The sequence below is a fragment of the Sphingobium sp. LF-16 genome, from assembly GCF_003711185.1.
Classification (GTDB): Bacteria; Pseudomonadota; Alphaproteobacteria; order Sphingomonadales; family Sphingomonadaceae; genus Sphingobium; species Sphingobium yanoikuyae_A.
The window spans coordinates 1,549,357-1,574,273 of record NZ_CP029335.1 but is presented as its reverse complement, the minus strand read 5'-3'; the positions used below and the strand labels follow the sequence as shown (position 1 = coordinate 1,574,273).

The following is a 24,917-nucleotide window of genomic DNA, read 5'->3' as shown; positions in this document are numbered from 1 at the left end:
TCCCGATGACCGATTTTCGCGACCCGTTCGACGCTATCAAGGACCATCCTTTCGACGCGGCGCTCTCGCAGCGCTATCTGGTCTATGCGCTCTCCACCATCACCGCGCGTTCGCTGCCGGACCTGCGCGACGGGCTGAAGCCGGTGCATCGGCGCCTTCTCTGGGCGATGCGGCTGCTGCGGATGGAGCCGGGTGGCGCGAACCCGGACGTGCTGGTCGCCAATCCGGCGCGCAACACCACCAGCTACAAGAAATGCGCCCGCGTCGTCGGCGACGTGATCGGTAAATATCACCCGCATGGCGACGCCTCGGTCTATGACGCGATGGTCCGCCTGGCGCAGGATTTCTCGCTGCGCACGCCGCTGGTCGATGGCCAGGGCAATTTCGGCAATATCGACGGCGATAATGCCGCGGCCATGCGCTATACCGAGGCGCGACTGACCCAGGCGGCTGCCGACCTGATGGCGGGCCTTGACGAAGGCACGGTCGATTTTCGTCCGACCTATAATGGCGAGGATGAGGAGCCGGAGGTATTCCCCGGCCTCTTCCCCAATCTGCTGGCCAATGGCGCCAGCGGCATCGCGGTCGGCATGGCGACCAGCATCCCGCCGCACAATGTCGGCGAACTGCTGGATGCCGCCACCCTGCTGATCGACAGCCCGGAGGCGGACGACGCCGCGCTGATGGAGATCGTCAAGGGGCCGGACTTCCCGACCGGCGGCGTGCTGGTCGATAATCAGGCGATCATTTCCGAAGCCTATCGCACCGGGCGCGGCTCCTTCCGCACCCGTGCCCGCTTCTCCACCGGCCGCAACGAGGATGGCAGCTGGGAAGCGGAGGGGATCGAGAAGCTGGCCGGCGGCACCTGGCAGCTGGTGATTTCCGAAATCCCCTATCAGGTGCAGAAGTCGAAGCTGATCGAGCAGATTGCGGCGCTGATCAACGACAAGAAGCTGCCGATCCTGGAGGATGTGCGCGACGAGAGCGACGAGGCGATCCGCATCGTCATCGTCCCCAAGAGCCGCAACGTCCCGGTCGATATACTCAAGGACAGCCTGTTCCGGCTGACCGACCTGGAAAATCGTTTTCCGCTCAACCTCAACGTGCTCGACGCCAGCCATACGCCGCGCGTGCTGGGGCTGCGCGCGGTGCTGGTCGAATGGCTCAAGCACCAGATCGAGGTGCTGGTCCGCCGGGCGCAACACCGGCTGGAGAAGATCGCCGCGCGGCTGGAACTGCTCGACGGCTATATCATCGCCTATCTCAACCTCGACCGGGTGATCGAGATCATCCGCACCGAAGATGAGCCCAAGCAGGTGATGATGGACGAATTCAGCCTGACCGACCGTCAGGCCGAGGCGATCCTCAACATGCGGCTGCGCAGCTTGCGCAAGCTGGAGGAAATGGAGCTGCGCCGCGAACATGCCGAGCTGGTCAAGGAACAGGCGGAGCTGGAAAAGCTAATCGAAAGCCCGGCCAAGCAGCGTACCCGCCTGAAGCGCGACATTGCCGACCTGCGCAAGCGCTATGGCCCCGATACGGTGATCGGCCGGCGCCGCACGCTGGTCGAGGAAGCCGGGCCGGCGCGCGAGATCCCGCTGGAGGCGATGATCGAGCGCGAGCCGGTGACGGTGATCCTGTCCGAACGCGGCTGGATTCGCGCGATGAGCGGGCATCGCGACCTGGCCGCGGCCGATACGCTGAAGTTCAAGGAAGGCGACGGGCCGCAATTCGCCTTCCACGCCTATACCACCGACAAGCTGCTGATGGCGACGTCGAGCGGGCGCATCTATACGCTGGGGGCGGACAAGCTGCCGGGCGGGCGCGGCTTTGGCGATCCGGTGCGGATGATGGTCGACATGGACGATCAGGGCGGCATCGTCGCGCTGATGCCGGCCAGGACGGGTGGGCAGTTGCTGCTGGCCTCCTCCGACGGGCGCGGCTTCCTGGCTGATGTGGCGGATATCCTGGCGGAGACGCGCAAGGGCAAGCAGGTGGTCAATGTCCGCACGGGCGCGAAGCTTGCTGTGGTGCATGCGGTCGATCCGGAGGCGGACAGCATCGCCGTCATCGGCGAGAACCGGAAACTGCTGGTTTATTCCATCATCGAAATGCCCAAGATGGCGCGCGGGCAGGGTGTGCAGATGCAGCGCTATCGCGACGGGGGGCTGTCCGACGCGATCGCCTTCCGCCTGAGCGACGGGATCAGCTGGGCTATGGGCGGCGAGACCGGCCGGACCCGGACCGAGGCCGACATGACGCCATGGCGGGTAGCCCGCGGTGCCGCCGGTCGCATGCCACCGACAGGCTTCCCGCGCGACAACAAGTTCTGACGCAAATTCAGCACCATCGGCAGATGTTCGTTTCCCGAATATTTACCCTTGGCGGATAAGGCAGAGGCATGAAAGCCATGTCGGTGCGTAGCTGGCCCCCTGAACAGACCAGTGGCCTCCCCTTGCCCGGGGATGATGACACGCATCTGCCGCACATGATCGGAGCGAGCGAATGGCTCACCGCCCTGTCGCAGGCTGCGGCAATTTTATCATGTGAAAACAATGCAATAAACATTGTCGAAGCGAATGAGCCGTTCCTCAAGGCGTTCCGGGAACATCGCGAACGGACGGCCGCAACGGCCCAGGCATCGGCCGAATGGCGCGCGCGAGTCACCGGTTTTGCCAAGTCGGATCGCGATTCGGAAAGTTTCGAAATCCGCCGCGACGGCAAGCTTGGCCCTGAATATTTTCTCTGCACGCTCGGACGGCTGCGGGCCACCGGCGCGCGCGCCGAACAATTTCTCTTCACCGCGATCGATCGCACCAGCGAGCGGACGATGGAGAAGAATTTGCGGCGCGAGCTGCTTTCCGACGGCCTGACCGCGCTGCCCAACCGCACCGGCTTTGGTGAGGAAATCGATGATCGGCTGGCCAATGGCAGTTGGCCGGACAATGCCCAGTTCGGCATCATCGCGATCGACCTTAGCCGGTTCAGCCGGGTGAACGAATCGCTTGGCCCGATGGCCGGTGATGAACTGCTGATCACGGTCGCCAAGCGGCTCAAATCCTGTCTGCGTCAGGGCGATGTGCTGGCCCGCATCGGCGGCAATGACTTTGCCATTTTTGCACGCTTGAACAATGGCTTGTCTGACTGTCTTCAGATCGTTCAGAGGATCAGGGAGGCGCTGAGTTCGCCGATCCGCCTGTCTGACCTGCAGATCCGCGTCGATTGCGCGATCGGCTGCGCCCTGTCGACGCATCTGGAGGATGATCCGGACGATGTCGTCCGCAAGGCGCAGGCGGCGGTCAAGATCGCCAAGCGCACCGGCAAGGTCGAGATTTACCGCAATGGCGTACTCAAGGAAGCGCAGCGCCGCTTCTCGATCGAGAGCCGGCTGCGCGATGCGCTCGCCCATGGCGGGTTGACCCTGGCCTATCAGCCGCTGATCCATCTCCAGACCGGCGAAATTACCGGTTTCGAGGCGCTGGCGCGTTGGGATGACCCGGAACTGGGCCATGTCTCGCCGGTGGAGTTCGTGCCGGTCGCGGAAGAGAGCGGTCTCATCACCCCGCTCGGTCGCTGGGCCGCCTATGAAGCCGCGCAGGCGCTGAGCCGCTGGGACGCGAAATTCGGCCAGGCCCTGCCGGTCGGCGTCAACGTCAACCTGTCGCCGATCCAGATGGCGCGCGACGATGTCGCATCGATGTTCGAGGAAGCGCTGCGCTATTCGGGCATTGGCGGCCATCGCCTGACCGCCGAACTGACCGAAAGCGCGATCATCGCCGATCCGGACAAGGCGCGCAAATTGCTGTTCGCGCTCAAGGATTTGCAGATGCCGATCGCGATGGACGATTTCGGCACCGGCTTCTCTAACCTGGCGAGCCTGCACAGCCTGCCGATCGACATCCTAAAAATCGATCGAAGTTTCGTGTCCAACATGCTGGAAGATCACGATAAAGCCGTGATCGTCCGTACCATATTGTCACTGGCGGAATCGCTCAACCTGCGGGTTACGGCCGAGGGTATCGAAACCCAGGAACTGGCCGACATGCTGCAGAAGATGGGCTGCTGGCAGGGGCAGGGCTATTATTTTGCCCGCCCGATGAGCGAAGCCGATGCCTTCGACTATTGGCGCGTGCGCTGGAATTTCGAAACGATCTGATCGGCGATTTCGCCGACCCGGTCGGCGTCGGGGAAATCCTCCGCCACCCATGATTTCTGCACTTCCTGCAAGGCACGGGCGACGTCCGGGCCGGGCTGAAGGCCGCGCGCGATCAGCGCGCCGCCGCCGATCGGCAGGCTGGGCGGGGTCCAGCCGTCGAGCGGGGCCAGGGCCGACAAGGGGGCGGCAGGATCGAGCAGGATGCGGTCGATCGCGCCTTCCACGCCGACCCGGTGCGCCAGCGCGCGCGGCCCTTCGGGTGCGGAGGCGGTTTCGAGCGCGGTGATCAGCCGCTTGCGCGCCTTGTTGGAGAGTTTGAGCCGCGCGCCAATCTGGTCCGCCAGCGCCGCGTCGGTCGGCACCAGCGCGGCCAATCGGCGCAGCGCCGATGGTGCCATGCTCGCCTCATTCTCCCGCGCAATCAGCTTAGCCAGCCGGTCGATGCCTTCGTGCGTGATTTCGGGCAGCACCGGCAGCCAGATCCCGCCGTCCACCATCAGGCGCAGCGCCGGCACAGGATCGCGCACCACCAGCAATTTGAGCAGTTCGTCGGCGATCCGCTCGCGTGACAGCGCCATCAGGCTGTTGGCCGCGGCGACGCAGGCATCATAGGCCGACGCGTCAACTTCGTTGTCACCATAGCGGGCCAGGAAACGGAAATAGCGCAGGATGCGCAGATGATCCTCGGCGATCCGCGCGCTGGCATCGCCGATGAAGCGCAGGTGTCGGGCGTCGAGATCGGCCACGCCGCCGAAATAGTCGCTGATCGCGCCGGTCAGGGGATCGGCATAGAGGGCGTTGAAGGTGAAATCGCGCCGGGCGGCATCCTGCTGCCAGTCGTCGGTATAGGCGATGGTGGCGCGGCGGCCATCGGTGCTGACGTCGCGGCGCAGCGTGGTGATCTCGACCGGCCCGTCGGGCAGCACGGCGGTGATCGTGCCATGCTCGATCCCGGTCGGCACCGCCTTGATCCCGGCCGCCTTCAGCCGATCGACCACATCCTGCGGCATCAGGCTGGTGGCGATGTCGAGATCATTGACCGGCAGGCCAAGCAGCCCGTCGCGCACCGCGCCGCCGACATAGCGGGCACGGCCCCGGTTGGCATCGAGTGCGGCGAGAAGGCCGGAAAGGCCGGAGCGGTGGCGCCACGGGGCGTCAGGAAGAATGCGGGTCATGGCCGAGCCTGCGGGAAAGATTGGCGAGGATGGCAGCGGTCACGCCCCAGATGCGGCGGCCCTGCCAGTCGATTTCATAATATTGCCGCTCGATGCCTTCGAACATCAGGCTGCGGCGCACTCGATTGGCCGGATCGAGCGCATAGTCAAGCGGCAGTTCGAACCAGTCGGCCACTTCGCCCGGTTGGGCGCGCAGCGGCAGATCGGGCGGTATGACGCCCAGCACCGGCACGATGTCGAAGCCGGTGAAGGTATGATAGCGGTCCGACGTGCCGATGATGTCGACCCGGTCGGAGGGGAGGGCGATTTCCTCGCGGGCCTCGCGCAGCGCGCCGGCAATCTCGTCGACATCGTCGGGGTCGACCCGGCCGCCGGGAAAGGCGACTTGCCCGGCATGCTTGCGCAGCTTTTCGGAGCGCTGGGTCAGGATCAGGCCGGGATTGGCCCGATCGGTGATCGCGACCAGCACGGCGGCCGGCGCCAGTGCCATGTCGCCGACGATGCGCGGATCGCGGGTTTCGGACGGCAGCAACTGGATGTCGCGGCTATGCCCGTCGATCAGTGCGGCGCGCAGCCGCTGGGCCAGCGTCATGCCGCGCCGTCCAACGGAAAGAAGCGGCCTTCGCTCCACAGGCCGACACGCTCGCCTTCTTCATCCAGGGCCAGGTTCATCAGTTCATAATAGACGCTGCGCACGATCAGCGCGTCGAGCCCGGCACGGACGTGGAGATAGGGATGGGGACCATCATCCTTCTCGCGCAGGGTCAGCGCGTGGTCGGGGCCGACCGGCACCAGTTCGCCGGTGTTGAGCCGGAAGGCGAGCTTGCGGCTGGCGCCTTCGCCCTCGCTCTTGAGTTCGACCGCAACGAAGGGGGCATCCTCGACCGCGATGCTCAGCTTCTCGACCGGGGTGACGAGCACATAGGAGCCGTCGCCCTCACGCCGCAATATGGTGGAAAACAGCCGCACCATCGTTTCGCGCCCGATCGGCGATCCCTGATGGAACCAGGTGCCGTCGCGCGCGATCCGCATCTCGCTGTCGCCGCAATGGTCGGGATTCCATTTCTCGACCGGCGGCAGGCGCTTTTCGGCGGCTAGGCGGGCAATGTCGGCGAGCGACAGGTCGGCGAGGTCGGGCAGGGGCTCCATCGGCATGGAAAGCAGATAGGAGCGGCCGGCTCGCTTGGCAAAGGTCTTTCGGTCGGGTCAGGCGGTAACGGTGATTCGCGGCGACAGCATGCCGGTTCCGCCGACCGGGCGCCCATCGACCGACAAGGCGAGCAGGCGCCGGGGCTCGAACGGGCCGGGGCAATCCCAGCCGGCGGTGCCGTCGGCGGTGAAGCCCCAGAAGCGGCCATAATATTCCGGATCGCCGATCATCATCAGCGGTTCGCAGGCCTGTGCGCGGGCCGCGGCGACCACTGCATCCATCATCGCGCGACCATGGCCGCCCTTCTGATGCGCCGGCGCAACCGCGACCGGGCCGACCATGATCAGTGGCAATTGGCTGCCATCTTCGTGGGTTAGCGCCACCGGCCAGCTTTGCAGCGATCCGATCAACTCGCCCTTTTCGTCCAGCACCGCAAAGGACAGGGCGGGCAGCCAGGGCATGCCATCGCGGATCAGATAGGCGGTGCGGCCGTGCCGGTCAGGGCCGAAGGCGGCGTCCAGCAGGCCCTCGATCGCGTCGGCGGGCTGGCTGTCGAGGGGAAGAATTGCTGACATGTCTTGCCGATCCGCCATCAATGGCGCATGGACCGCGCCGGAAGCGGCGGGCCTATAGCGTCCATGCCGCAAAAGGAAAGATCAAACTGGACCCGCGCCCTTCGCGCGACCGGACATGGCGAGCTATGGACAGCATTTTTGACGATTATCTGACGCTGGAGGTCAACAACCTGCACGTCGACGTATTGACCGGCATCTATTCGGAAGAGACGCATCTGCCCCAGCCGCTGCGCATCTCGATCCGGGCCAAGCTGCGGATTGCGGACCATTATGATCCCGATACGCCGCTCAGCGAGTCGAAAAACTACATGGACCTCAAGCATGCCGCGTCGACCGCGCTGCCCGAGGGGCTGCACTTCACCCTGATCGAGGGCGTGGCCGACCATATCATCGAGACCATCTTCCTGCAGGACGACAAGGTCCGCCATGTCGAGGTGAAGATCGTCAAGCTGGCGCTGAGCGAGCGGGGCGAGGAAATCGGCATCACCCTGGGCCGCGGCCGGAAATAAGCGCTGCTAGCGCTGAGAATGAGAGGCCCGCCGCTGCCGGACGCAGCGGCGGGCCTTTTCTTACGCTTTCTTGATGAGGCCGATCTCGATCAGCCGCTCGGTCAGATAGTCATGCGCACTGATCGGCTCCTCGCGGCGCGGATTGTCCGGCGTCACGCATTGCGGCAGCGCATCGATCATGAAGTCCGGGCGCAGATGCAGGAAGAAGGGCATGGAATAGCGCGAATGGCCGCGGCGTTCGGGCGGCGGATTGACGACGCGGTGGCTGGTCGAGGGTAGCACATGGTTGGTCAGCCGCTGCAGCATGTCGCCGACATTGATGGCGAGCGCGCCCGGCGGCGGCACGACCGGTAGCCAGTTGCCGTCGCGATCCTTCAGTTCCAGCCCGCCTTCCTCGGCGCCCAGCAACAGAGTGATGAGGTTGATATCCTCATGCGCGCCGGCGCGGATGCCCGGTGCCTCGGGCGACACCGGCGGATAATGGAGCAGGCGCAGGATCGAGTTGCCGTCCTTGATCGGGCCGTCGAACCAGCGTTCGGGCAGGCCCAGATAGAGGGCGATCGCCGACAGCAGTTCCGCGCCGACCCGGTCGAACTCGGCATAGAGCGGCGCGAACACGTCGCGGAACGCCGGCATCTCGGTCGGCCAGACATTGGACGGCATGGTTTCGGCAAGCGGATCGCCGGGCGCCAGGTCGCGGCCGACATGCCAGAATTCCTTGAGGTCATTCTCGCTCGCGCCCTTGGCAATCTCCACGCCGAAAGCGGTGTAGCCACGCTGCCCGCCATTGAACTTGGCATCATAGGCGCGCTTCATTTCGACCGGCTGGGCGAAGAATTCGCGTGCCAGCGCCCATCCCTTGTCGACCAGCGCCTGGTCCATGCCATGGTCCTTGACCATGGCGAAGCCGAAGCGTTGGAAGGAACCACCGAAGGCGGCGGCGAAATCGCCCTTACTCATCTCTGCCATGGACAGGACGGGCACCTGGTCCAGCACGGATTGCGACACGTATATTCTCCAGATCGATTTGGCTTGCGGATGATATAGCGATCAGCCGCGCTGGTTCCCATCCTTGATCGTCCTTGGCGCCTGATGCAAGGATGCGGCATGAACTACTGGCTGATGAAATCGGAACCCGACGTCTTTTCCTATGCCGACCTGGTCAAGAAGGGGAAGGCGGAATGGGACGGGGTGCGCAACCATGCCGCCCAGTTGCACATGAAGGCGATGCGCAAGGGCGACCTGGCCTTCTTCTATCACAGCAATATCGGCGTCGAGGCGGTCGGCATCATGGAGATTGTCGAGGAAGCGGCGCCGGATAGCACCGACGAGACCGGCAAGTGGATCGCGGTACATGTTGCGCCGCACAAGAAACTGGATCGCCCGGTGACACTGAAGACGATGAAGGCGGACCCGGCATTGGCCGACATGGTGATGTTACGGCAATCGCGCCTGTCCGTCGCGCCGCTGACGCCGCAGCAGTTCGAGCATATCGTCGCCTTGTCAAAGGCTTAGAAAAACGAGACTGCCTCGATTGCGTTCCGCGCAACTGGAACGCCGTTTTTTGCGATTGTATGAGTTTTTGCGCTGCAACATATGGGTGGCAACAGAACAGAATGTCCAAGAGGTGTTTGAGGGCATTCACAAGGAGCACACCCATGCGAATGCTGTCCAAGTTTGTTGTCGCCGGCGCCCTGAGCGCTATCGTTGCCGTCGCTGCCCCCGCCAATGCGCAGGACGCCGCCAAGCAGCGCTTCACCCACGAAGGCTACACCTACGTCTATGACGTCAAGGATACCAAGACCGGCAAGGTGATCTCGGGCCGTCGTTACCCCGACGCCGTTGCCTTCAACCTGCAGGTCAAGGGTGACAAGGTTTCGGGCGTCTCGGGCGGTCAGACCGTGTCGTTCAAGGTCGATGACGCGCGCGGCGCGGCTTCGGGCGCGACCAACTAAGCCATTTGGCTTCGGCCATCAAAAAGGGCGGCTTCCCGATGGGAAGCCGCCCTTTTTCGTTGTCCTTGACGACGGGATCAGCGGCAGCGGCGCTTGCTGTCGATTTCCTTGCCGAGCAGCGCGCCGCCGGCGGCGCCCAGGATCGTGCCGGTCGCACGGTCGCCACGGGTATCGATCGCGCGGCCAACCAGGGCGCCGCCGACGCCGCCGACGATCAGGCCGGTCGTGCCATTGGACTTGCGGCAATAGGTGCGGCCATCGCGACCGCGCCATTCCTTGTAGCGATAATGTTTGCGGGCCTGTGCGCCGTCCGTGGGAACGGCCATCGACACGGGAATGGCCAGCGACAGGGCGGCCATGGCCATCAGGGCGTTACGCATAATATCTCCTCCGAATTGCGTTGTCAGCCGATTGAACCCCTGCCTATTGACCTAGGTTGCATGAACCTCTGACAACGGCATAAGTTTTTGTTTCAGTGGAAATTAAATTTGAGGTGAAGCGATGAACGCAGGCGACGGGCAGGATGCTGCCACACTGATCCGGGCGCTCGACCTCGCCCCGCATCCCGAAGGCGGCTGGTATCGCGAAACCTGGCGGGCCCAGGCGGCTGCGGGCCAGAGAGCGGCGGGCACCGCGATCATGTTCCTGCTGGAGGCGCATCAGCGATCGCACTGGCATCGGGTCGATGCCGACGAGATGTGGTTCTGGCATGCGGGGGCACCGATCATCCTGGGCATTGCTCCGCCGCAGGGGCCGGCGGTCGATCATCACCTCGGCCCGGATATCGCCGCGGGACAGATGCCGCAACGCCTGGTCCCGGCGCATCATTGGCAGGCGGCGCGGCCGGTCGGCGGATGGGCGCTCGTCAGTTGCACGGTCACGCCGGGCTTCGACTTTGCGGGCTTCACGCTCGCGCCGCCCAATTGGGCGCCCGCCTGAAGCGCGCGGATTTCCGCCGATTTTCAGACTTATCCAAAGTTATCCACAGATTTGTGGCGCGGCCTGTCTTCAAACTGTCTGAATCCGCTTTGTGCGACTCGCGGATCGTGACAGCATCCTCGTATCGGGACAGTCGGCTAGGAGCGATCCAAAGCCGGAAAATCCAAGAGAAATCAAGGATTTTTTGCCCTGATGGTCCGTTGGAAGCTGCCATGCGCGAGGATGGCAGGGACGATCGGATCCAAGCCTTTCAGGATGATGCCTGGTACGCGCGAAAGTGAACGTCGGGCTTCGGATGAAAGGTCAGCAAGGGTGAACAGACCTTCGGGCTCGTTCTCCCGCGCGAAGATGTGGCAACACATCACATCGCCGGACCGGAAGGCGCAGCCTGCAAGGGCATGTGGCCGAAAGGAATCGACGTTAGTGGGGGCCGGCAGCAATGTCGGCCCCCATTTTGTTTCCGGGATGCCGAGTGCCATCCAGTGCGCATGAACGCACTGTTCAAGAGTCCGTCGGTGCCGGCTGAGGGGATCGAACCCCCGACCTTCGGTTTACAAAACCGCTGCACTACCGCTGTGCTAAGCCGGCGCACCCGACGGGTCGGACGCCCTTACTATCAGACGACGCCGAACGTCCAGCCCTCTGTGCGCGCAATTTCGTCGGTCAGGGGCAAAGGTGTCCAAAGTACTGGATTTTTGGCCCTTTTGCGCATCCAGGCGGCGGTCAGCAAGGCATCGGCCTGATGGTCGGCGGCGATCGGACCGGCGTAAGGGGCGGTTGCAAACATGGTCAGCGCGTTATTGAGGGCGGCGAGATCGCGCATCTTGGTCCGGCCCTTGGGCCGCCCGGCGGCGCGTGCAGCGATGCTGGTATAGATTTCGACGACCAGCGATCCGGTGGCGGGCAGCGGATCGAACGGCCAGACCGGCACATGCGGGCGGATATGGTGGAGCAGGCGCATGCCGGCAAAGCTGGCCTTGGCCACCTGCGCCGCGCCGATCGCGTCATAGATGGTCGAGGGCTTGCCGCCGCCCCCGGCATTATAATGGGCTTCGCAGGCGCGGTTGTGCAAAAAGTCGGCCTTCACGCCATCGGCCTTGCCGAAATAGAAATGGCGGCGATGGGTGGTTTCCAGCAGGCTGGCAGCACCCAGATCGGGATCGTCGCAGACCGCATCGACATAGGCCCAGAAAGCGGGCCCGTTCGTGGGCGTCGGGTCACCGGGCAGATAGGCGCCGCGTGCGACGAAGGGTGGGGCGAAGCTGAAGTCGAAGCCGAACAGGGTCGGTGCCTCGCGCGCTGTTGCGATCAGCCAGTCGGCGACCGCCTGACGCGACCAGATGCCGCCGGGCGCCTCGACCAGCTCCGGCGCATCCTGACCGATGCCGCAGATGGCGACCGCTATCCCCTTGTGCCGCGCGCCCTTGGCGCCCGACCAGTCGATCGCGGCGAAGCGCGCGAACCGGGGCGTCACGCCGCGCCGCGCTCGGCGCGCAGCTTGTTCCAATAGGCAATGCGCTCGGCGATCCGCGCTTCGAATCCTCGCTCCGTCGGCGTGTAGAAGGTCTGCGGACTCATCTCCTCCGGCCAGTAATTGGCGCCGGAAAAACCGCCCTCGGCATCATGGTCATATTGGTAATTCTTGCCATAGCCGACCTGCTTCATCAGCTTGGTCGGGGCATTGACGATGTTCATCGGTGGCATCAGGGACCCGGTTTCGCGCGCGGTGCGGAAGGCCGTCTTCATCGCCATATAGCCGGCGTTCGATTTGGGCGCGGTGGCGCAATAGATGCAGGCCTGAACGATCGCCAGTTCGCCTTCGGGCGAACCGAGAAATTCATAGGCGTCCTTGGCGGCGAGGCACTGCACCACTGCCTGCGGGTCGGCCAGGCCGATATCTTCGGTGGCGAAGCGGACGAGCCGGCGCAGCACATAGAGCGGTTCCTCGCCCGCGGTCAGCATGCGGGCGAGATAATAGAGCGCCGCCTGCGGATCGGAGCCGCGCAGCGATTTGTGAAGCGCGGAGATGAGGTTGTAATGGCCCTCGCGATCCTTGTCATAGACTGCGACGCGGCGGTGGAGCAGGGCGGAGAGGCCGGCCGGGTCGAGCGGCGCGGGAATGTCGATCGAATAGAGCGTTTCGACCTGATTGAGAAGGAAGCGGCCGTCGCCGTCCGCGCTGGCCAGCAGCGCTTCACGCGCGGCCATATCCAACGGCAACGGGCGGTCCATCAGCGCTTCGGCCCGGTCCAGCAATTGTTCGAGCGCCGCGGCGTCGAGCCGGCGCAGGATCAGCACCTGCGCGCGGGACAGGAGCGCGGCGTTCAGTTCGAAGCTGGGATTTTCGGTCGTGGCGCCGACCAGCGTGACCGTGCCATCCTCGACGAAAGGCAGGAAGCTGTCCTGCTGGGCGCGGTTGAAGCGGTGGATCTCGTCCACGAAGAGCAGGGTCTTTTCGCCACGCCGGCCATGGTCCTTTGCGGCGGCAAACACCTTCTTGAGGTCGGCGACACCGGAAAAGACGGCCGAGATAGGCTCGAACCGCATGCCGACGGCGTCGGCGAGCAGCCGCGATATGGTGGTCTTGCCGGTGCCGGGCGGACCCCAGAAGAGGATAGATGACAGGCGGCCGGCCGCCACCATCCGGCCGATCGCGCCGTCGGGGCCGGTCAAATGCTCCTGGCCGACCACATCGGCCAGCACGGCCGGACGCAACCGATCGGCCAGCGGGGCATGGTCGATGCCGGCGGGAAGGACATCGTCGGAAGAGAAAAGATCAGCCATCGTCCCCGATATAGGTCGGCCGGGCCGATCAGGGAACAGGGCTGGAACGGATCTTGGCGCCTTGGGTGCGCTGGCGGATGATCCGCAAATAGGTATCGACCAGCGCCTGGTTCACCTGGTCCCAGCCGAAATGTTCGGCCTGCGCCTCGGCGGCGGCGCCTGCGCTGGCGCGGGCGGCAGCGTCAGTGCAGTAGATTTGCAGCGCATCGGCGAACTTGCCGATGGCGCCGGGGCGGATCAGCCGGCCGGTGACGCCTTCCTGCACCAGGTTTTCGCTGCCGGTGGCGCGGGCCGCGACGGTGGGCAGGCGGCAGGCCATCGCCTCCAGCGTGACATTGCCGAACGTCTCGGTGACCGACGGGTTGAACAGCATGTCCATGCTGGCGACCGCGCGGCCAAGGTCGGCCCCGCCCTGGAAGCCGGTGAAGACGGCATCGGGCAAGCGGTTCTGGAACCATTCGCGGGCCGGCCCTTCGCCGACCACCAGCACCTTGTGCGGCACCTTGCGCGCGGTCAGTTGGTCGATCGTGTCGGAAAAGACGTCCAGCCCCTTCTCCATCACCTGACGGCCGATGAAGCCGATTACCGGCACATCGTCGGCAAAGCCGAGCGACCGGCGCCAGTCGAGATCGCGGCGCTGAGGGGTGAATATCTCGCGATCGATGCCACGGGTCCAGATGCCGACATCATAGCTCATCCGCTGCTCGCGCAGCAACTGGGCCATGGATTCCGACGGGGCGACGATGGCGTCGCAGCGGCGATAGAAGCGGCGCAAAATGCCCTCGATCGCCGGCTCCAGGAAGGCGAGGCCATAATAGCGCGGATAGGTTTCGAACCGGGTGTGGACCGAAGCGACGGCGGGCAGGTCATGATCGCGCGCCCAGGTCAGTGCCCGATGGCCGAGCGGATCGGGGCTCGACAGATGGATCATGTTGGGCGCGAACGCCTTCAGATCCCGGCGCAGCGCGCGCGACAGGCGGGTGGGGATGCGATATTCCGGGCGGCCGGGCACGGGAATGGACGGAGCGCTGACCAGGTCGCCGGTCGGCGGGAAGGCGGGTGTATCGGTGGTCGGGGCATAGACGCGCACCTGTGCACCCTGACGCAGCAGATAGCCGACGAAGCGATTGAGCGCCTGGTTCGCGCCATCGCGCACATAATTATAATTGCCGCTGAACAGCGCGACACGAAGTCCGGTAACATCCATCGCGGCCCCTTAGACCAGACCGGCGAAAAACCCAAGGAACCAGAGCGGGTCTCGGGAATTTTGCTGAGGCTGACCGGGAAAGCCGGCCGGCATGATTGCCCCCGAAGGAGAGGATGTCTGCTGATGGCCGAAAGATTCCGCAAGGGAACACGGGTCAGGTGGAATTGGGGGCAGGGTGTCGGCCGGGGACGGATCGCTGAGCGGTTCGAGCGGCATGTGGAGCGGATGATCGCCGGCTCGCTGATCCGTCGCAACGGGTCGACCCGCGATCCCGCCTATCTGGTCCAGACCGACAAGGGCGACCTGGTGCTCAAGCTGGGATCGGAACTGAGCGTGGCCTGATCTTAGCGGGCCAACGGGGCAAGCTGGCCGCAACTGGCCATCGTCATCGCGCTGCAACCATGGCATGGAGCGGCATGACCCAGCCTTTCATGACCATCGATGCGCTGCTGATCGGCATGCCCCGGCCCTTTCGCGATGACGAGCATAGCGCCATCGCCAAGCAGCCGGTCGCCGGCTCGATCCGCATCCACTGGCTGGGGTTCGCGGGCGACGGGGTGGCCGATACCGTTCATCATGGCGGCTGGGACAAGGCGATCCATCTCTATCCGCAGGACCATTATGGCTGGTGGCGCGATCGCAAGCCTGATCATCCGCTGCTCGATGCGCCGGGTGCCTTTGGCGAGAATATCGCAAGCCGCGGCATGACCGAAAGCGACATCTGCCTGGGTGATCGGTTCAGCTTGGGCAGTGCGGTGGTGGAGGTGAGCCATGGCCGCCAGCCTTGTTGGAAACTCGACCATCGTTTCGGTGCCCGCGACGTGATGGCGACGATCGTCAAGACCGCGCGCTGCGGCATCTATTTCCGAGTGATCCGCGAAGGCGAGGCGGAAGCGGGCACGCGGATGGGGTTGCTGGAGCGGCCCTTGCCCGACTGGAGCATCGAGCGGGTCTTTCGCCTGCTGATCGGCGGCGGGCACAAGGCCGATCCTGATGCGGTGCGCGCGCTGGCCGAGATGCCGCAACTGGCCGAAGCCTGGCGCGAACGGGCGCGCAAGCTGGCGGCGTGACGGCTGAGGCTGACTAGCGCTCCACCGCCATCCGCACGGCGAGGCCGCCCAGCACCGTGCCCATGAACCAGCGCTGGATCGTGAGCCAGCGCGGCCGGGTGCCGAGGAAGCCGGCGATCGATCCGGCGAGGCAGGCGATGATCGCGTTGACCGACAGGCTGATGACGATCTGGGTCGCGCCCAGGATCAGCGACTGGCCAAGCACATGACCGCGCGCCGGATCGACGAACTGGGGCAGCAACGAAAGATAGATCATCGCCACCTTCGGATTGAGCAGGTTGGTGAGCAGACCCATGGCGAACAGCTTGCGTGGGCCGTCGAGGGGCAATTGCTTCAATTGAAAGGGCGAGCGGCCGCCGGGTCGCACCGCATTCCAGGCGAGCCACAGCAGATAGAGCGCGCCGCCCAGTCGCAGCACGTCATAGGCGAAGGGCACCGCCATCAGCAGCGCGGTGATGCCGAAGGCGGCAGCGACCATGTAGAAGAGGAAGCCGCAGGCGACGCCGAGCAGCGAGACCATGCCGGCGGCGCGGCCCTGGCTGATCGAGCGCGAGATCAGATAGATCATGTTCGGACCCGGCGTCAGCACCATGCCGAGCGAGATGAGGGCGAATGCGGCAAGATGCGCGGCGCTGGGCATGGCTGGGTTCCCCGGATGAGCGTTTGGCCTCGCCTAGGGGGGAATGATCCGCGCCGACAGGTCCGGGAGACTGTAATTGGCCACCCCGAATGGGGTGGCCTTATGCCGGGCGGGTGCGCCACATGGCGATCGGGCACATGGTCAGCACGGGTTCGTCTTTCTGATTGTAGAGCGTCACCTTGTTGCGGACGATGCCCATTTCCGGGCGGCTCTGCGAAATTTTCTTGTCGATCACTTCATTGGTGCCGCGCAGTGTGTCGCCGGGGCGGACCGGGCGCAGCCAGCGCAGTTCATCGACGCCCATCGCGCCCAGGCTGGCCGCCTGGCGTCCGGGTTGCTTCTGCATTTCGGCGACGAACATCTTCATGAACAGCGCTGTGGTGTGCCATCCGCTGGCCGAGATGGTGCGAAAATGGGTGGTCGCCGCTGCCTCGTCGGACAGATGGAAGGGCTGGGGATCGAACTCCGCGGCAAAAGCGATCGTTTCCTCGCGCGACAGGGTCAGCGGCCCGAACGCCACGCTGTCGCCCACCACGATATCCTCGAAATAGAGAATGTCGTCCATATCATCCGTCTCCTCGAAGCGATTTCGAGGCAGATGGCACATCTGCCGGCTCGGAAATCGCGCCATCATTCTTCAACGGATAAAAAGGTAGGTGAGCTTTCCGTTTACGTCAACTGTCAGCTAATGGTCAGCCCCGGCGTGCCGCGCGGAACGGTCATGGTCGCGCGGGTGCGGATCTGGCCGCCCGGCGCCGATACCTGATCCATCACCATCGCCCGCGTCGTCCAGGCGTCGGCCGTCACTTCGCAGGTCAGATAGCCGCGCTGGTCGTTGATGAATTTGAGCTGCGGGTTGTTCTTCAGGATGATGTCGCTGCCGGGCCGCAGGTCCGATCCGTCGCCGCCCGAGGAGATGGAGGTCGACACGAACTCGACCGCGACCGGCTTTGTGCCGTCATCCAACAGGCCGGCGAGATTCTGATGCTCGTCGCCGGTTAGAACCACGACATTGTCCAACCCCTTCATCCGGCCGAGCAGCCGCTGGCGCTGCACCTTGTAGCCGGCCCAGGTGTCCATATTGTAGATCGGCTCTGCCGCGTCCGCACTGTTGCGGCGGTCGAGCGCCATCATCATCACCTGCTGCGCCAGGCAGTTCCACTTGGCGTCGCGGCGGGCAAGGTTGCGAGCCAGCCAGCCTTCCTCCTCAGCGGAAATGACCTGTGCCTGGGTGGCGGCCATTTCGGCGCAGGCCGGCTTGAAATTGTCGCCACAGGGCTGATCGGTGCGGAACGTCCGGGTGTCGAGGAAGTCGATCGACAGCAGGTCGCCGAAGCGGGCCTGGCGATACATGGTGCCGATCATCTCGCTGCGGGGCGCCATCGCCGCGCGGACCGGCATATATTCATACCAGGCCTGCATGCCGGCGGCGCGACGCATGCGGAAGGCATCGGCCGGCGCGCCCCTGGCGTCGATGTCGCCGACCCAGTTGTTGGCGACCTCATGGTCGTCGAAGGTCGGGAACCATGTATGACGGCAACGCGCCGCCTGCAGGTCATAATCACTCAGATATTGGGCGTAGCGCAGCCGATAGTCGGCAAGGTCGTAGCAATCCTGGCCGATATGGTCGCGCACCTGCGGTCCGGGCAGGCCGTCCTTGTCATAGTCCGGGCCGCGCTGGCTATATTCATAGATGAAGTCGCCATAATGATAGACGAAGGCGAGATCGTCCTCCCGCGCCAGATGGCGGAAGGCGGTGAACAGGCCGTCCTGATAATTTTGGCAGCCGGCGACGCCGAATTTGAGCAGCTTGGGACTCGCTGATGCCAGCGGCAGGGTGCGGGCGCGGCCACGCGTCGATTGGTCATTGCCGAGCGCAAAGCGATACCAATAGGGCCGGTCGGGCTGAAGGCCGGTCACCTCGACATGGACGCTGTGGCCCAGTTCCGGCCGGGCGATCGCTTCGCCACCGGCCACGATGGTCCTGAAGCGATCATCCGCCGCGACCTCCCATTTCACCGGGATAGGCGTCATCGGCATGCCACCATGCGGCTCGAACGGGCGCGGCGCCAGCTTGGTCCAGATGACGAAGCCGTCGGGCGCCGGATCGCCCGATGTCACGCCCAGCGCGAAGGGGTAGCCGGCGAACCAGCTCTGGGCGTGGAGAATGGCGGGCGCGCCGGCGATCGGGGCGATGGCGGCGGCGGAGAGGAGCGAGCGGCGCGTGAACATGACGCGCCGCCTAGAGCCGCTTTATGACAAATGCATGTCGCCCGATCAGGGCTTGACCAGCCCCTGCAGCACCGCCGGGTTGCCGTCGCTCGCCACCGGCGTCACGCCCAGCAGGCGGGCGAGCAGCGGATAGACATCGACATTGGTGAAATCGGCCGAGGGACGGAAGCCGCCGACGAAGGCCGGGCCGTTGGCGATGAACAAAGCCTGCATTTCGGGTGCCCGATCGTCCCAGCCATGGTCGCCGCCGGTCACGGGCTTGGTCGGGGTGGTGTTCTGGAATACCCAGCCGGTTTCGGCCAGGCAGAAATAGGGCGGGATGCGGCGATGGGTGCCATAGTGGAAGCGCGCCGGGATTTCGCTCTTGCGCCAGCACTGCATATGTTCGCGCGGCTTGAACAGCGCGGCCTCCAGCGCCTTTTCGCGGCCGGGATTGGCGACCAGGCTGGCATAGGGGCCGGCCTCGACCACGCGATAGTCGGCCGGGTCGGCGATTTTGTCGATCGGCAGCACCCGATCATTGGCCTTGGCGGCCATGCCATGATCCGACACGATGACGATATTGGCCGGCTGGCCCAGCGTCTTGAGGCCGGCGAGGAGGTCACCGATATGGGCATCGACATCGGCGACCGCCTGGGTGGTTTCCGGCGCGGCCGGGCCGTTCACATGCCCAGCGGTATCGACCTCATCGAAATAGAGGGTGACGAAGCGCGGGCGGATGTCGGCCGGGCGGCGCAGCACGTCCAGCACGCCGTTGACGCGCTGGGTCGGGCTGATCGCTTCGTTGAACTGCGCCCAGTCGCTCGGGCGCGATCCGCCGCTGATCTTGTAGGGCCACTCGGCGGCCTTGTTGCCGCCCCAGGCGACGTTGGAGCCTGGCCAGAACATGGTCGCGGTGCGCACGCCCTGCTTTTCGGCGGTGATCCAGATCGGCTCGGCCTCGTTCCACCAGTATGGATCGTCGCTCGTCATGGTGAACTTGTCCTTGGGCCGGCTGGCATCTTCCATATTATTGGCGACGATGCCGCTGCGGTCCGGCCGGTCGCCGGTCACGATCGCCCAATGATTGGGAAAGGTCTTGGTCGGGAAGGACGGGCGCATCGATGCTTCGGTGCCGCCGGCCGCCAGCGCGTTGAGGTTGGGCGAGACGCCGCGGGTCAGATAATCGGGGCGGAAGCCGTCGATCGACACCAGGATCGTCACCGGCGCGCGCTGTTCGGCCGGGGCGGCAGCGACGCTGGCGGGATGCTGCTGCACCGGGGCGCAGGCGCCGAGCAGGGTGGAAACGGACAGGGCAAACGCGAGCGACAGGCGACGGGCGGACATCAGGGCCTCATGGCAAAAGGGAAGATTTGACCGCTGCTTAGCAGTCCAACCAAGTCGGTAAAGTGACGAATGGTTCATGTCGGATCGACATAGCGCGCCAATATGCTCCAGGCTTGGCGCTTGGAATCACGCGACAGGCTGGCATAGGCGCCGCTGGAGGAGGGCAGATCGATCATCACCAGATCGGACCTTTCGCCCAATTGGCGACGGCCATGCTGGGCGGCGGTCTTGCCGTTGAAGGCGATCGCGCGGAGATTGGGCAGGCGGGACAGGAAGGCGCTGAGGTCGCGCAGTTCCGCACCCCGGATGCTGCTGTCCAAGCTGCCGTCGCGATCGGCGCTCTCGATCACGTCCCACAGGCCGACGCCCCGTGCGCGCAGTCGCTTGAGCTTCATCGCATAGGGCGCGCTGCGCAGATCCTCGCCCAGAACGTCGCTCATCAATGCCCAGAAGGCATTGCCGCGATGGGCATAATATTCGCCCTGCTTGATCGAGGCGTTGCCGGGCAGGCTGCCCAGGATCAGCAGCCGCGTTTCCGCGTCCACGCTGGGCGGAAAGGCGATCTTGCGGCGGACGGGCATGATGCGGGGCGGTTGGGTCATTGCCTTCCAAGCTTTTGTTTCTAAAAGATTGCGCGTCACAAGGGGGATCTGATGAAGAAGATGTGGAGCGCCATTGGCGCCATGTTGCTGATCGGCGCCATGCCGGTAGCGGTTTTTGCCCAGTCGGACCAGCCTGCCGGTCCGGCGGCGAGCGCGGAACAGCGCGCCTATGAGGCCAAGGTGAAGGCGGTGCTGGCGAAGCAGCGCCCGCAAAATGGCGACATCACCCTGACCGAAGCCAAGGCCGTGCTGCATCTGGGCCAGGATTATTATTATCTCGACGCGGCGCAGGCGCGCGAGGTGATCGTCGACATGTGGGGCAATCCGTCGGCCCAGGCCGATGGTGTGCTGGGCCTGGTCTTTCCGGCCGGCAAGACCTTCGTCGATGACGATGCCTGGGGCGCGGTCATCACCTATGAGCAGAGCGGCTATGTGAAGGACGATGATGCCGCCTCGACCGATTATGACGCGCTGATGGCCGACATGAAGTCGGGCGAGGAGGAGCGCAACAAGGAGCGCGCCGACGCCGGATATCGCGCGATCCAGCTGGTCGGCTGGGCCGAGCGGCCCGCCTATGACAAGGCGCATCACAGCGTCATCTGGGCCCGCGACATGCGTTTTGGCAATACGCAGGAGGATACGCTGAACTATGACGTCCGCCTGCTCGGCCGTTATGGCGTGCTCAGCCTCAACATGGTGTCGACCATGTCGCAACTGCCATCGGTGAAGGCAGCAGCAGCCAAGTTCGGTGCTTCGGTCAGCTATGACGCAGGCGCGCGCTACGCCGATTATGTGCCCAATGTCGACAAGGTCGCCGAATATGGTATTGGTGGGATGATCGCGGCGGGTGCCGGCCTGCTGGCGGCCAAGAAGCTGGGCCTGATCGCGCTGATCGTGGCCTTCGGCAAGAAATTGCTGATCCCGATCATCCTGGTCTTTGGTGGCGGCTGGCGCTGGATCAAGCGCCGCCTGGGCAAGGGCGAGGAGGAGGAGGTTGCTCCGCTAGAGCCGGAGTCAGTAGCCGCTGACGCCTCGGAAGAGGAAAGCGCCCCGCGCTGAACGAACAAGGGCCGGGGGATCGCTCCTCCGGCCCTTTCCATGTCAGCGTATCTTTTGCTGTCAGACGTTGAAGCGGAACAGCATGATGTCGCCGTCCTGCGTCACATAATCCTTGCCTTCCGAACGCCACTTGCCCGCTTCCTTGGCACCGGCTTCGCCATTGAACTGGACATAGTCGGCATAGGCCATGGTTTCGGCGCGGATGAAGCCCTTTTCAAAGTCCGAGTGGATCGCGCCGGCGGCCTGCGGGGCCTTGCTGCCCTTGGCTACGGTCCAGGCGCGGGCTTCCTTGGGGCCGACGGTGAAGAAGGTGATGAGGCCCAGCAGATCATAGCCGGCACGGATGATGCGGGCGAGGCCGGCTTCGGTCAGGCCCAGCGCTTCGAGATATTCGCCGCGTTCCTCGACCGGCATGGTGATGAGTTCGGCTTCGATCGCGGCCGACACGATGACCGCGCTGGCATTTTCGGCCGCCGCCTTCTCGAACACGCGGGCGGAAAATGCATTGCCCTCGGCCGCGGCGCCTTCCTCGACATTGCAGACATAGAGGACCGGCTTGGCGGTCAGCAGTTGCGCCTGAGCGAACAGGCGGGCTTCTTCCTCGTCGCGCGGCTGGGTCAGGCGGGCGGGCTTGCCGTCGCGCAGCAGTTCCAGCGTCTGGCCCAGCACCGATGCAGCGGCCTTGGCTTCCTTGTCGCCCTGCGCGCCCTTCTTGAGCAGGTTGGGAACGCGCTTTTCGAGGCTTTCGAGGTCGGCGAGCATTAGTTCGGTTTCGACCGTCTCGGCGTCGGCGATCGGATCGACCTTGCCTTCGACATGGGTGATGTCGTCATCCTCGAAACAGCGCAGGACGTGGACGATGGCGTCGGTCTCGCGGATGTTGGCCAGGAACTGGTTGCCCAGCCCTTCGCCCTTCGACGCGCCGCGCACCAGGCCGGCAATGTCGACGAAGGCGAGCTGCGTCTCGATGATCTTGGCGCTGCCGCCGATCCTGGCGATGGTCTGCAGCCGGTCGTCGGGCACGGCGACGCGGCCCTCATTGGGCTCGATCGTGCAGAAGGGATAATTCGCCGCCTGCGCTGCCTGCGTCTCGGTCAGCGCATTGAACAGGGTGGACTTGCCCACATTGGGAAGCCCGACGATACCGCAACGAAAACCCATTATCGAAACCTTTGAAGACGCAGATTGATGCTCTGCCCGCTAGCGCCTTCCCGCCTGCAAGGCCAGCATTTCCACGATGCGGGGGCGGAAAACAATGGGTGCGGGCGCCGTTTCGGGCGTTCCTCCGGGTTGCTCCCTATTGCGCGGAGCGGGGCTTTTCCTAATATAGCTGGAAAATAAGCGGGTCGCGCTGGCAATCGGGAGACGATTATGACCATCGCGACAAGGCTTGATGCTGCTATTGGCAAGAGTATCAACAAGATATGTGAAAATAAATTTCACGATCAGGCTGCGAATCACTGTGCGCATTTCGTTTCGCATATATGCGATTTGACATTTTCCTTTAACTGCAAACAGTTCGCCGGCGGAAACAAGCCTGGCGCCAATGTTCGTGTGCATGAGGTGTTCGCCCAATGCCCGCGCGTGGGACGCTGGGCCGATGCCGATCTCGCCAAGACCCAGCTGATTTTCGTGACGCTGGCCAGCAATGTCGACCTTGCCCGCAAGGAGATGGTCAACATCCCGCAAAAGCATATCGGCGTCTATCATGGCGGGAAGGTCTATCATTACAGCAACACCGCCGATCAGGTGACGTCGGAATCGCCTGACAGCTTCTTTGCCAAGTTTCAGGCGCTCTATGCCGGTAATCAGGGGCTATTCTATGGCTGGATACCGGGCGAAAATCTGATGCTCGACGTGCAGGCCAAGCCGCAATCGGTCAGCGCCGCCAAGAAGTTCGAACTGCCCGATCCGGTCGATGGTCGCTGGAAGGCGCGACTGGTGGGCGAACCCGATTTCTTCCTGGTGGGGAAGGAGGTCAATGACGCCGTCCGCAAATATCACGGCATCTTCATGCCGGGCGCCAGCTATTGGGGCGAGATTTATCGGGCGGAGGATTATCGCCCTAGCTTGCGTACCTGGGCGACGCTGCTGGAAGTGACGGGGGCCTGCGAGAGCGAAAATCACTTCAATCTGGTCAACACCTATGATCGGGCGAAATTCACCTTCGGCTTCTTTCAGCTGGCTGCGCATACGCCGCAGGACAATCTGATCCTGATGTTCCACCGGCTGGCCCAATTGCCGGATTTCAAGGGCTATTTTCCCGAGCTGGAACTGCGGGGCGGGCGGTTGTTTCGGGTCGATTCCGATGGCGGGGCGACGGATCTGGAGCAGGAATTCACCGCCAGCAATGGCGAACGGCAGATCATGTTGTTCATGAACTATCTAAACCCCCAGCGGGTGCCGATCGACCGCCAGGAAGTCTTGCAGGCGGCGCGGCTGATCCACTGGACGCAGCATGATCCGGCTGCCCGGCTGGCCCAGGTGCGGACTACCGCCGATATTCTGCAGCGCAAGATGGCCGCGCGCTACGCCCGGAAACTGCCGCTGGATGGCAAGTCCGACATCATCTGCGCGATCGTGGCGGATATTTTCCATCAGGGGCGCTCGACCTTTGCCGCCGTCAAGCCGCTGCTCAGCAGCGCCAATCCGGTCGAGGCGCTGCTGAAGGTCAATGATGCCGCCTGGAGCGGGCGTAACAATCGGCTGCGCGCGGCAATCAAGGTCGCCAAGGACCAGGGGCGGCTGGGGCAGAAACATTATTCCGCCGCCACCAACGAATTTGTCTGACCCGGAGGATCAGTGGCGGAAGAACAGCGTCACCGATGCGACATGGTTGACGCGCTGGCGGCTGCCGCCCTGGTCGATCAGCTGGTTGAGATAGCCGACTTCCATGGTGGATGCGCCCGGCAGGCCGATCTCGACCCCGGCGAAGCTGCGGAGCTGGTCGAAGCCTTTGCGGGCGCCCCAGTCGGTATCGTTGAGGGCAAAGAAGACCTCGCCATAGGCGAGCGCATTGACCGCATCGCTGCCGGGTTTGAGTGCATGTTCCACCCGCAGCATTTCGCGCAGGCGCCAGCCCATGTCGCTGCCGTTCGAACGCCAGCGCTGCTCCAGCCGGGTGCGTGAGGAAATCTCGGCATCCTTTGGCCGCGCCAGCGTCCAGCTCAGCTGCTGGAAGCTGCGTTCCTCATTGACGTCCTTGCCACCCTCGATCGGGACGACGACATGGGCGTAACCCTGATAGAGGGTGATATTGCGCGACAATTTGACGCCCAGCGCGCCGCGGAACAGCGCCTGATCGATCCGCGACACGCCGTCGCCGACGCGCGGCTGGATTTCGGCGAAATAGACCAGCTCGTCCTTGATCGACCCCATCGACGTCAGATTGACCCAAAGCTGCTCGTCTTCGCTCGTCGCGGCCTGGGCGGGCACGGCGAGGGTGGCAAGGGACAGGACGACAGCAAGCGACGGGAAACGCATGAAACCTCTGGCGGTGGAAAGCGACATTCCCACCGCCTTTAGGTTGCTGTCATTG

General features: G+C 64.3%; 28 protein-coding genes and 1 tRNA gene. 10 read left to right on the top strand and 19 right to left on the bottom strand.

Annotated elements, in window-relative coordinates; translation table 11 throughout:
• Positions 1-5: 5 nt before the first annotated feature.
• On the top strand, positions 6-2,333 hold the full coding sequence (gene parC, locus DIZ22_RS07380) for a DNA topoisomerase IV subunit A (RefSeq protein WP_048939138.1): 2,328 nt from the start codon (positions 6-8) through the stop codon (positions 2,331-2,333).
• A gap of 68 nt (positions 2,334-2,401) precedes the next feature.
• Positions 2,402-4,156: an EAL domain-containing protein gene (locus DIZ22_RS07375; protein ID WP_122928071.1), complete on the top strand. Its 1,755-nt coding sequence runs from the start codon at positions 2,402-2,404 to the stop codon at positions 4,154-4,156.
• Here DIZ22_RS07375 and DIZ22_RS07370 read toward each other — a convergent pair.
• From DIZ22_RS07370 to DIZ22_RS07355, 4 genes are read right to left on the bottom strand one after another with little or no spacing between them, the layout of a single operon-like run.
• On the bottom strand, positions 4,120-5,331 hold the full coding sequence (locus DIZ22_RS07370) for a CCA tRNA nucleotidyltransferase (protein WP_122928070.1): 1,212 nt from the start codon (positions 5,329-5,331) through the stop codon (positions 4,120-4,122). The two genes, DIZ22_RS07375 and DIZ22_RS07370, sit on opposite strands and share 37 nt — an antisense overlap.
• The gene (locus DIZ22_RS07365) at positions 5,312-5,923 is read right to left on the bottom strand and encodes a CoA pyrophosphatase (protein WP_048939141.1); all 612 of its coding nucleotides are present in this window, start codon (positions 5,921-5,923) and stop codon (positions 5,312-5,314) included. The genes DIZ22_RS07370 and DIZ22_RS07365 overlap by 20 nt, the downstream gene beginning before the upstream one ends.
• Positions 5,920-6,486 (bottom strand): DUF1285 domain-containing protein, encoded by a 567-nt coding sequence (locus DIZ22_RS07360; protein ID WP_048939142.1) that lies wholly within the window; start codon positions 6,484-6,486, stop codon positions 5,920-5,922. The genes DIZ22_RS07365 and DIZ22_RS07360 overlap by 4 nt, the downstream gene beginning before the upstream one ends.
• Positions 6,487-6,537: 51 nt before the next feature.
• The gene (locus DIZ22_RS07355) at positions 6,538-7,056 is read right to left on the bottom strand and encodes an N-acetyltransferase (protein ID WP_026108829.1); all 519 of its coding nucleotides are present in this window, start codon (positions 7,054-7,056) and stop codon (positions 6,538-6,540) included.
• Positions 7,057-7,181: 125 nt separating this feature from the next.
• Here DIZ22_RS07355 and DIZ22_RS07350 point away from each other — a divergent pair, with 125 nt between their 5' ends.
• A complete protein-coding gene (locus DIZ22_RS07350; protein ID WP_004207337.1) occupies positions 7,182-7,565 on the top strand; it encodes a dihydroneopterin aldolase in 384 nt (127 codons plus the stop codon).
• Positions 7,566-7,625: 60 nt separating this feature from the next.
• Here DIZ22_RS07350 and DIZ22_RS07345 read toward each other — a convergent pair whose 3' ends face one another.
• Positions 7,626-8,573 carry a 2-oxoglutarate and iron-dependent oxygenase domain-containing protein gene (locus tag DIZ22_RS07345; RefSeq protein ID WP_122928069.1) on the bottom strand — a complete coding sequence of 316 codons (948 nt, stop codon included), beginning with the start codon at positions 8,571-8,573 and terminating at the stop codon, positions 7,626-7,628.
• Between the two features lie 99 nt (positions 8,574-8,672).
• On the opposite strand from DIZ22_RS07345, the gene DIZ22_RS07340 reads away from it, so the two are divergent.
• Positions 8,673-9,080: an EVE domain-containing protein gene (locus DIZ22_RS07340; protein WP_004207335.1), complete on the top strand. Its 408-nt coding sequence runs from the start codon at positions 8,673-8,675 to the stop codon at positions 9,078-9,080.
• A 149-nt stretch (positions 9,081-9,229) separates the two neighbouring features.
• Complete coding sequence (locus DIZ22_RS07335; protein WP_010337758.1) at positions 9,230-9,520, top strand: hypothetical protein; 291 nt, start codon at positions 9,230-9,232, stop codon at positions 9,518-9,520.
• A gap of 77 nt (positions 9,521-9,597) precedes the next feature.
• Here the strand turns inward: DIZ22_RS07335 and DIZ22_RS07330 are convergent, their stop codons facing one another.
• Positions 9,598-9,900 (bottom strand): glycine zipper 2TM domain-containing protein, encoded by a 303-nt coding sequence (locus DIZ22_RS07330; protein WP_010337759.1) that lies wholly within the window; start codon positions 9,898-9,900, stop codon positions 9,598-9,600.
• Positions 9,901-10,021: 121 nt separating this feature from the next.
• Here DIZ22_RS07330 and DIZ22_RS07325 point away from each other — a divergent pair, with 121 nt between their 5' ends.
• Entirely contained in the window at positions 10,022-10,459 is a 438-nt protein-coding gene (locus DIZ22_RS07325) for a cupin domain-containing protein (RefSeq protein ID WP_048939144.1), read from the top strand.
• A gap of 173 nt (positions 10,460-10,632) precedes the next feature.
• Here DIZ22_RS07325 and DIZ22_RS21720 read toward each other — a convergent pair whose 3' ends face one another.
• The 5 genes from DIZ22_RS21720 to DIZ22_RS07305 form a co-directional block, all read right to left on the bottom strand.
• The gene (locus DIZ22_RS21720; protein ID WP_137405162.1) at positions 10,633-10,938 is read right to left on the bottom strand and encodes a hypothetical protein; all 306 of its coding nucleotides are present in this window, start codon (positions 10,936-10,938) and stop codon (positions 10,633-10,635) included.
• Between the two features lie 37 nt (positions 10,939-10,975).
• Positions 10,976-11,047 (bottom strand) — tRNA-Thr (locus DIZ22_RS07320).
• Positions 11,048-11,075: 28 nt separating this feature from the next.
• Positions 11,076-11,933, bottom strand: coding sequence for a hypothetical protein (locus DIZ22_RS07315; protein ID WP_048937193.1), 858 nt, complete (start codon positions 11,931-11,933; stop codon positions 11,076-11,078).
• A complete protein-coding gene (locus tag DIZ22_RS07310) occupies positions 11,930-13,243 on the bottom strand; it encodes a replication-associated recombination protein A (protein WP_048937192.1) in 1,314 nt (437 codons plus the stop codon). The genes DIZ22_RS07315 and DIZ22_RS07310 overlap by 4 nt, the downstream gene beginning before the upstream one ends.
• Before the next feature lie 28 nt (positions 13,244-13,271).
• Complete coding sequence (locus DIZ22_RS07305; RefSeq protein ID WP_048937191.1) at positions 13,272-14,450, bottom strand: glycosyltransferase family 1 protein; 1,179 nt, start codon at positions 14,448-14,450, stop codon at positions 13,272-13,274.
• Between the two features lie 123 nt (positions 14,451-14,573).
• Here DIZ22_RS07305 and DIZ22_RS07300 point away from each other — a divergent pair, with 123 nt between their 5' ends.
• Both DIZ22_RS07300 and DIZ22_RS07295 read left to right on the top strand, forming a co-directional pair.
• Positions 14,574-14,792 carry a DUF2945 domain-containing protein gene (locus DIZ22_RS07300; protein ID WP_080993540.1) on the top strand — a complete coding sequence of 73 codons (219 nt, stop codon included), beginning with the start codon at positions 14,574-14,576 and terminating at the stop codon, positions 14,790-14,792.
• 74 nt (positions 14,793-14,866) lie between these two features.
• Positions 14,867-15,520, top strand: coding sequence for an MOSC domain-containing protein (locus DIZ22_RS07295; protein WP_048937252.1), 654 nt, complete (start codon positions 14,867-14,869; stop codon positions 15,518-15,520).
• Between the two features lie 13 nt (positions 15,521-15,533).
• Here the strand turns inward: DIZ22_RS07295 and DIZ22_RS07290 are convergent, their stop codons facing one another.
• From DIZ22_RS07290 to DIZ22_RS07270, 5 genes are all read right to left on the bottom strand, one after another.
• Positions 15,534-16,160, bottom strand: a complete 627-nt coding sequence (locus DIZ22_RS07290; protein WP_048937190.1) for a LysE family translocator — start codon at positions 16,158-16,160, stop codon at positions 15,534-15,536.
• A gap of 100 nt (positions 16,161-16,260) precedes the next feature.
• A complete protein-coding gene (locus tag DIZ22_RS07285) occupies positions 16,261-16,725 on the bottom strand; it encodes a MaoC family dehydratase (RefSeq protein ID WP_017499528.1) in 465 nt (154 codons plus the stop codon).
• A gap of 116 nt (positions 16,726-16,841) precedes the next feature.
• Positions 16,842-18,392 carry an alkaline phosphatase D family protein gene (locus DIZ22_RS07280; protein ID WP_048937189.1) on the bottom strand — a complete coding sequence of 517 codons (1,551 nt, stop codon included), beginning with the start codon at positions 18,390-18,392 and terminating at the stop codon, positions 16,842-16,844.
• Positions 18,393-18,437: 45 nt separating this feature from the next.
• Complete coding sequence (locus DIZ22_RS07275; protein ID WP_048937188.1) at positions 18,438-19,718, bottom strand: ectonucleotide pyrophosphatase/phosphodiesterase; 1,281 nt, start codon at positions 19,716-19,718, stop codon at positions 18,438-18,440.
• Between the two features lie 74 nt (positions 19,719-19,792).
• On the bottom strand, positions 19,793-20,320 hold the full coding sequence (locus DIZ22_RS07270) for a DNA-deoxyinosine glycosylase (protein WP_122928068.1): 528 nt from the start codon (positions 20,318-20,320) through the stop codon (positions 19,793-19,795).
• Positions 20,321-20,371: 51 nt separating this feature from the next.
• Between DIZ22_RS07270 and DIZ22_RS07265 the strand changes: the two genes are divergently transcribed.
• A complete protein-coding gene (locus tag DIZ22_RS07265; protein WP_122928067.1) occupies positions 20,372-21,379 on the top strand; it encodes a DUF2167 domain-containing protein in 1,008 nt (335 codons plus the stop codon).
• A 60-nt stretch (positions 21,380-21,439) separates the two neighbouring features.
• On the opposite strand, the gene ychF is transcribed toward DIZ22_RS07265, so the two are convergent.
• Together ychF and DIZ22_RS22200 are read right to left on the bottom strand one after the other, a co-directional pair.
• Positions 21,440-22,540: a redox-regulated ATPase YchF gene (gene ychF / locus DIZ22_RS07260; RefSeq protein ID WP_048937185.1), complete on the bottom strand. Its 1,101-nt coding sequence runs from the start codon at positions 22,538-22,540 to the stop codon at positions 21,440-21,442.
• Positions 22,541-22,579: 39 nt separating this feature from the next.
• Complete coding sequence (locus DIZ22_RS22200) at positions 22,580-22,939, bottom strand: hypothetical protein (protein WP_234415571.1); 360 nt, start codon at positions 22,937-22,939, stop codon at positions 22,580-22,582.
• A gap of 24 nt (positions 22,940-22,963) precedes the next feature.
• Here DIZ22_RS22200 and DIZ22_RS07255 point away from each other — a divergent pair, with 24 nt between their 5' ends.
• Entirely contained in the window at positions 22,964-24,169 is a 1,206-nt protein-coding gene (locus tag DIZ22_RS07255) for a hypothetical protein (RefSeq protein WP_240626826.1), read from the top strand.
• Positions 24,170-24,178: 9 nt separating this feature from the next.
• On the opposite strand, the gene DIZ22_RS07250 is transcribed toward DIZ22_RS07255, so the two are convergent.
• Entirely contained in the window at positions 24,179-24,889 is a 711-nt protein-coding gene (locus DIZ22_RS07250; protein WP_122928065.1) for a DUF2490 domain-containing protein, read from the bottom strand.
• Positions 24,890-24,917: the final 28 nt, after the last annotated feature.

Coding starts and splice junctions, on each gene's coding strand:
- DIZ22_RS07285 (WP_017499528.1), bottom strand. CDS start 16,725: ATGGACGACATTCTCTATTTCGAGGATATCGTGGTGGGCGACAGCGTG.
- DIZ22_RS21720 (WP_137405162.1), bottom strand. CDS start 10,938: ATGGCACTCGGCATCCCGGAAACAAAATGGGGGCCGACATTGCTGCCG.
- parC (WP_048939138.1), top strand. CDS start 6: ATGACCGATTTTCGCGACCCGTTCGACGCTATCAAGGACCATCCTTTC.
- DIZ22_RS07365 (WP_048939141.1), bottom strand. CDS start 5,923: ATGACGCTGGCCCAGCGGCTGCGCGCCGCACTGATCGACGGGCATAGC.
- DIZ22_RS07305 (WP_048937191.1), bottom strand. CDS start 14,450: ATGGATGTTACCGGACTTCGTGTCGCGCTGTTCAGCGGCAATTATAAT.
- DIZ22_RS07295 (WP_048937252.1), top strand. CDS start 14,867: ATGACCCAGCCTTTCATGACCATCGATGCGCTGCTGATCGGCATGCCC.
- DIZ22_RS07355 (WP_026108829.1), bottom strand. CDS start 7,056: ATGTCAGCAATTCTTCCCCTCGACAGCCAGCCCGCCGACGCGATCGAG.
- DIZ22_RS07335 (WP_010337758.1), top strand. CDS start 9,230: ATGCTGTCCAAGTTTGTTGTCGCCGGCGCCCTGAGCGCTATCGTTGCC.
- DIZ22_RS07275 (WP_048937188.1), bottom strand. CDS start 19,718: ATGTCCGCCCGTCGCCTGTCGCTCGCGTTTGCCCTGTCCGTTTCCACC.
- DIZ22_RS07330 (WP_010337759.1), bottom strand. CDS start 9,900: ATGCGTAACGCCCTGATGGCCATGGCCGCCCTGTCGCTGGCCATTCCC.
- DIZ22_RS07375 (WP_122928071.1), top strand. CDS start 2,402: ATGAAAGCCATGTCGGTGCGTAGCTGGCCCCCTGAACAGACCAGTGGC.
- DIZ22_RS07325 (WP_048939144.1), top strand. CDS start 10,022: ATGAACGCAGGCGACGGGCAGGATGCTGCCACACTGATCCGGGCGCTC.
- DIZ22_RS07340 (WP_004207335.1), top strand. CDS start 8,673: ATGAACTACTGGCTGATGAAATCGGAACCCGACGTCTTTTCCTATGCC.
- DIZ22_RS07250 (WP_122928065.1), bottom strand. CDS start 24,889: ATGTCGCTTTCCACCGCCAGAGGTTTCATGCGTTTCCCGTCGCTTGCT.
- DIZ22_RS07280 (WP_048937189.1), bottom strand. CDS start 18,392: ATGTTCACGCGCCGCTCGCTCCTCTCCGCCGCCGCCATCGCCCCGATC.
- ychF (WP_048937185.1), bottom strand. CDS start 22,540: ATGGGTTTTCGTTGCGGTATCGTCGGGCTTCCCAATGTGGGCAAGTCC.
- DIZ22_RS07370 (WP_122928070.1), bottom strand. CDS start 5,331: ATGACCCGCATTCTTCCTGACGCCCCGTGGCGCCACCGCTCCGGCCTT.
- DIZ22_RS07350 (WP_004207337.1), top strand. CDS start 7,182: ATGGACAGCATTTTTGACGATTATCTGACGCTGGAGGTCAACAACCTG.
- DIZ22_RS07300 (WP_080993540.1), top strand. CDS start 14,574: ATGGCCGAAAGATTCCGCAAGGGAACACGGGTCAGGTGGAATTGGGGG.
- DIZ22_RS07360 (WP_048939142.1), bottom strand. CDS start 6,486: ATGCCGATGGAGCCCCTGCCCGACCTCGCCGACCTGTCGCTCGCCGAC.
- DIZ22_RS07270 (WP_122928068.1), bottom strand. CDS start 20,320: ATGACCCAACCGCCCCGCATCATGCCCGTCCGCCGCAAGATCGCCTTT.
- DIZ22_RS07265 (WP_122928067.1), top strand. CDS start 20,372: ATGAAGAAGATGTGGAGCGCCATTGGCGCCATGTTGCTGATCGGCGCC.
- DIZ22_RS07290 (WP_048937190.1), bottom strand. CDS start 16,160: ATGCCCAGCGCCGCGCATCTTGCCGCATTCGCCCTCATCTCGCTCGGC.
- DIZ22_RS22200 (WP_234415571.1), bottom strand. CDS start 22,939: ATGCACACGAACATTGGCGCCAGGCTTGTTTCCGCCGGCGAACTGTTT.
- DIZ22_RS07310 (WP_048937192.1), bottom strand. CDS start 13,243: ATGGCTGATCTTTTCTCTTCCGACGATGTCCTTCCCGCCGGCATCGAC.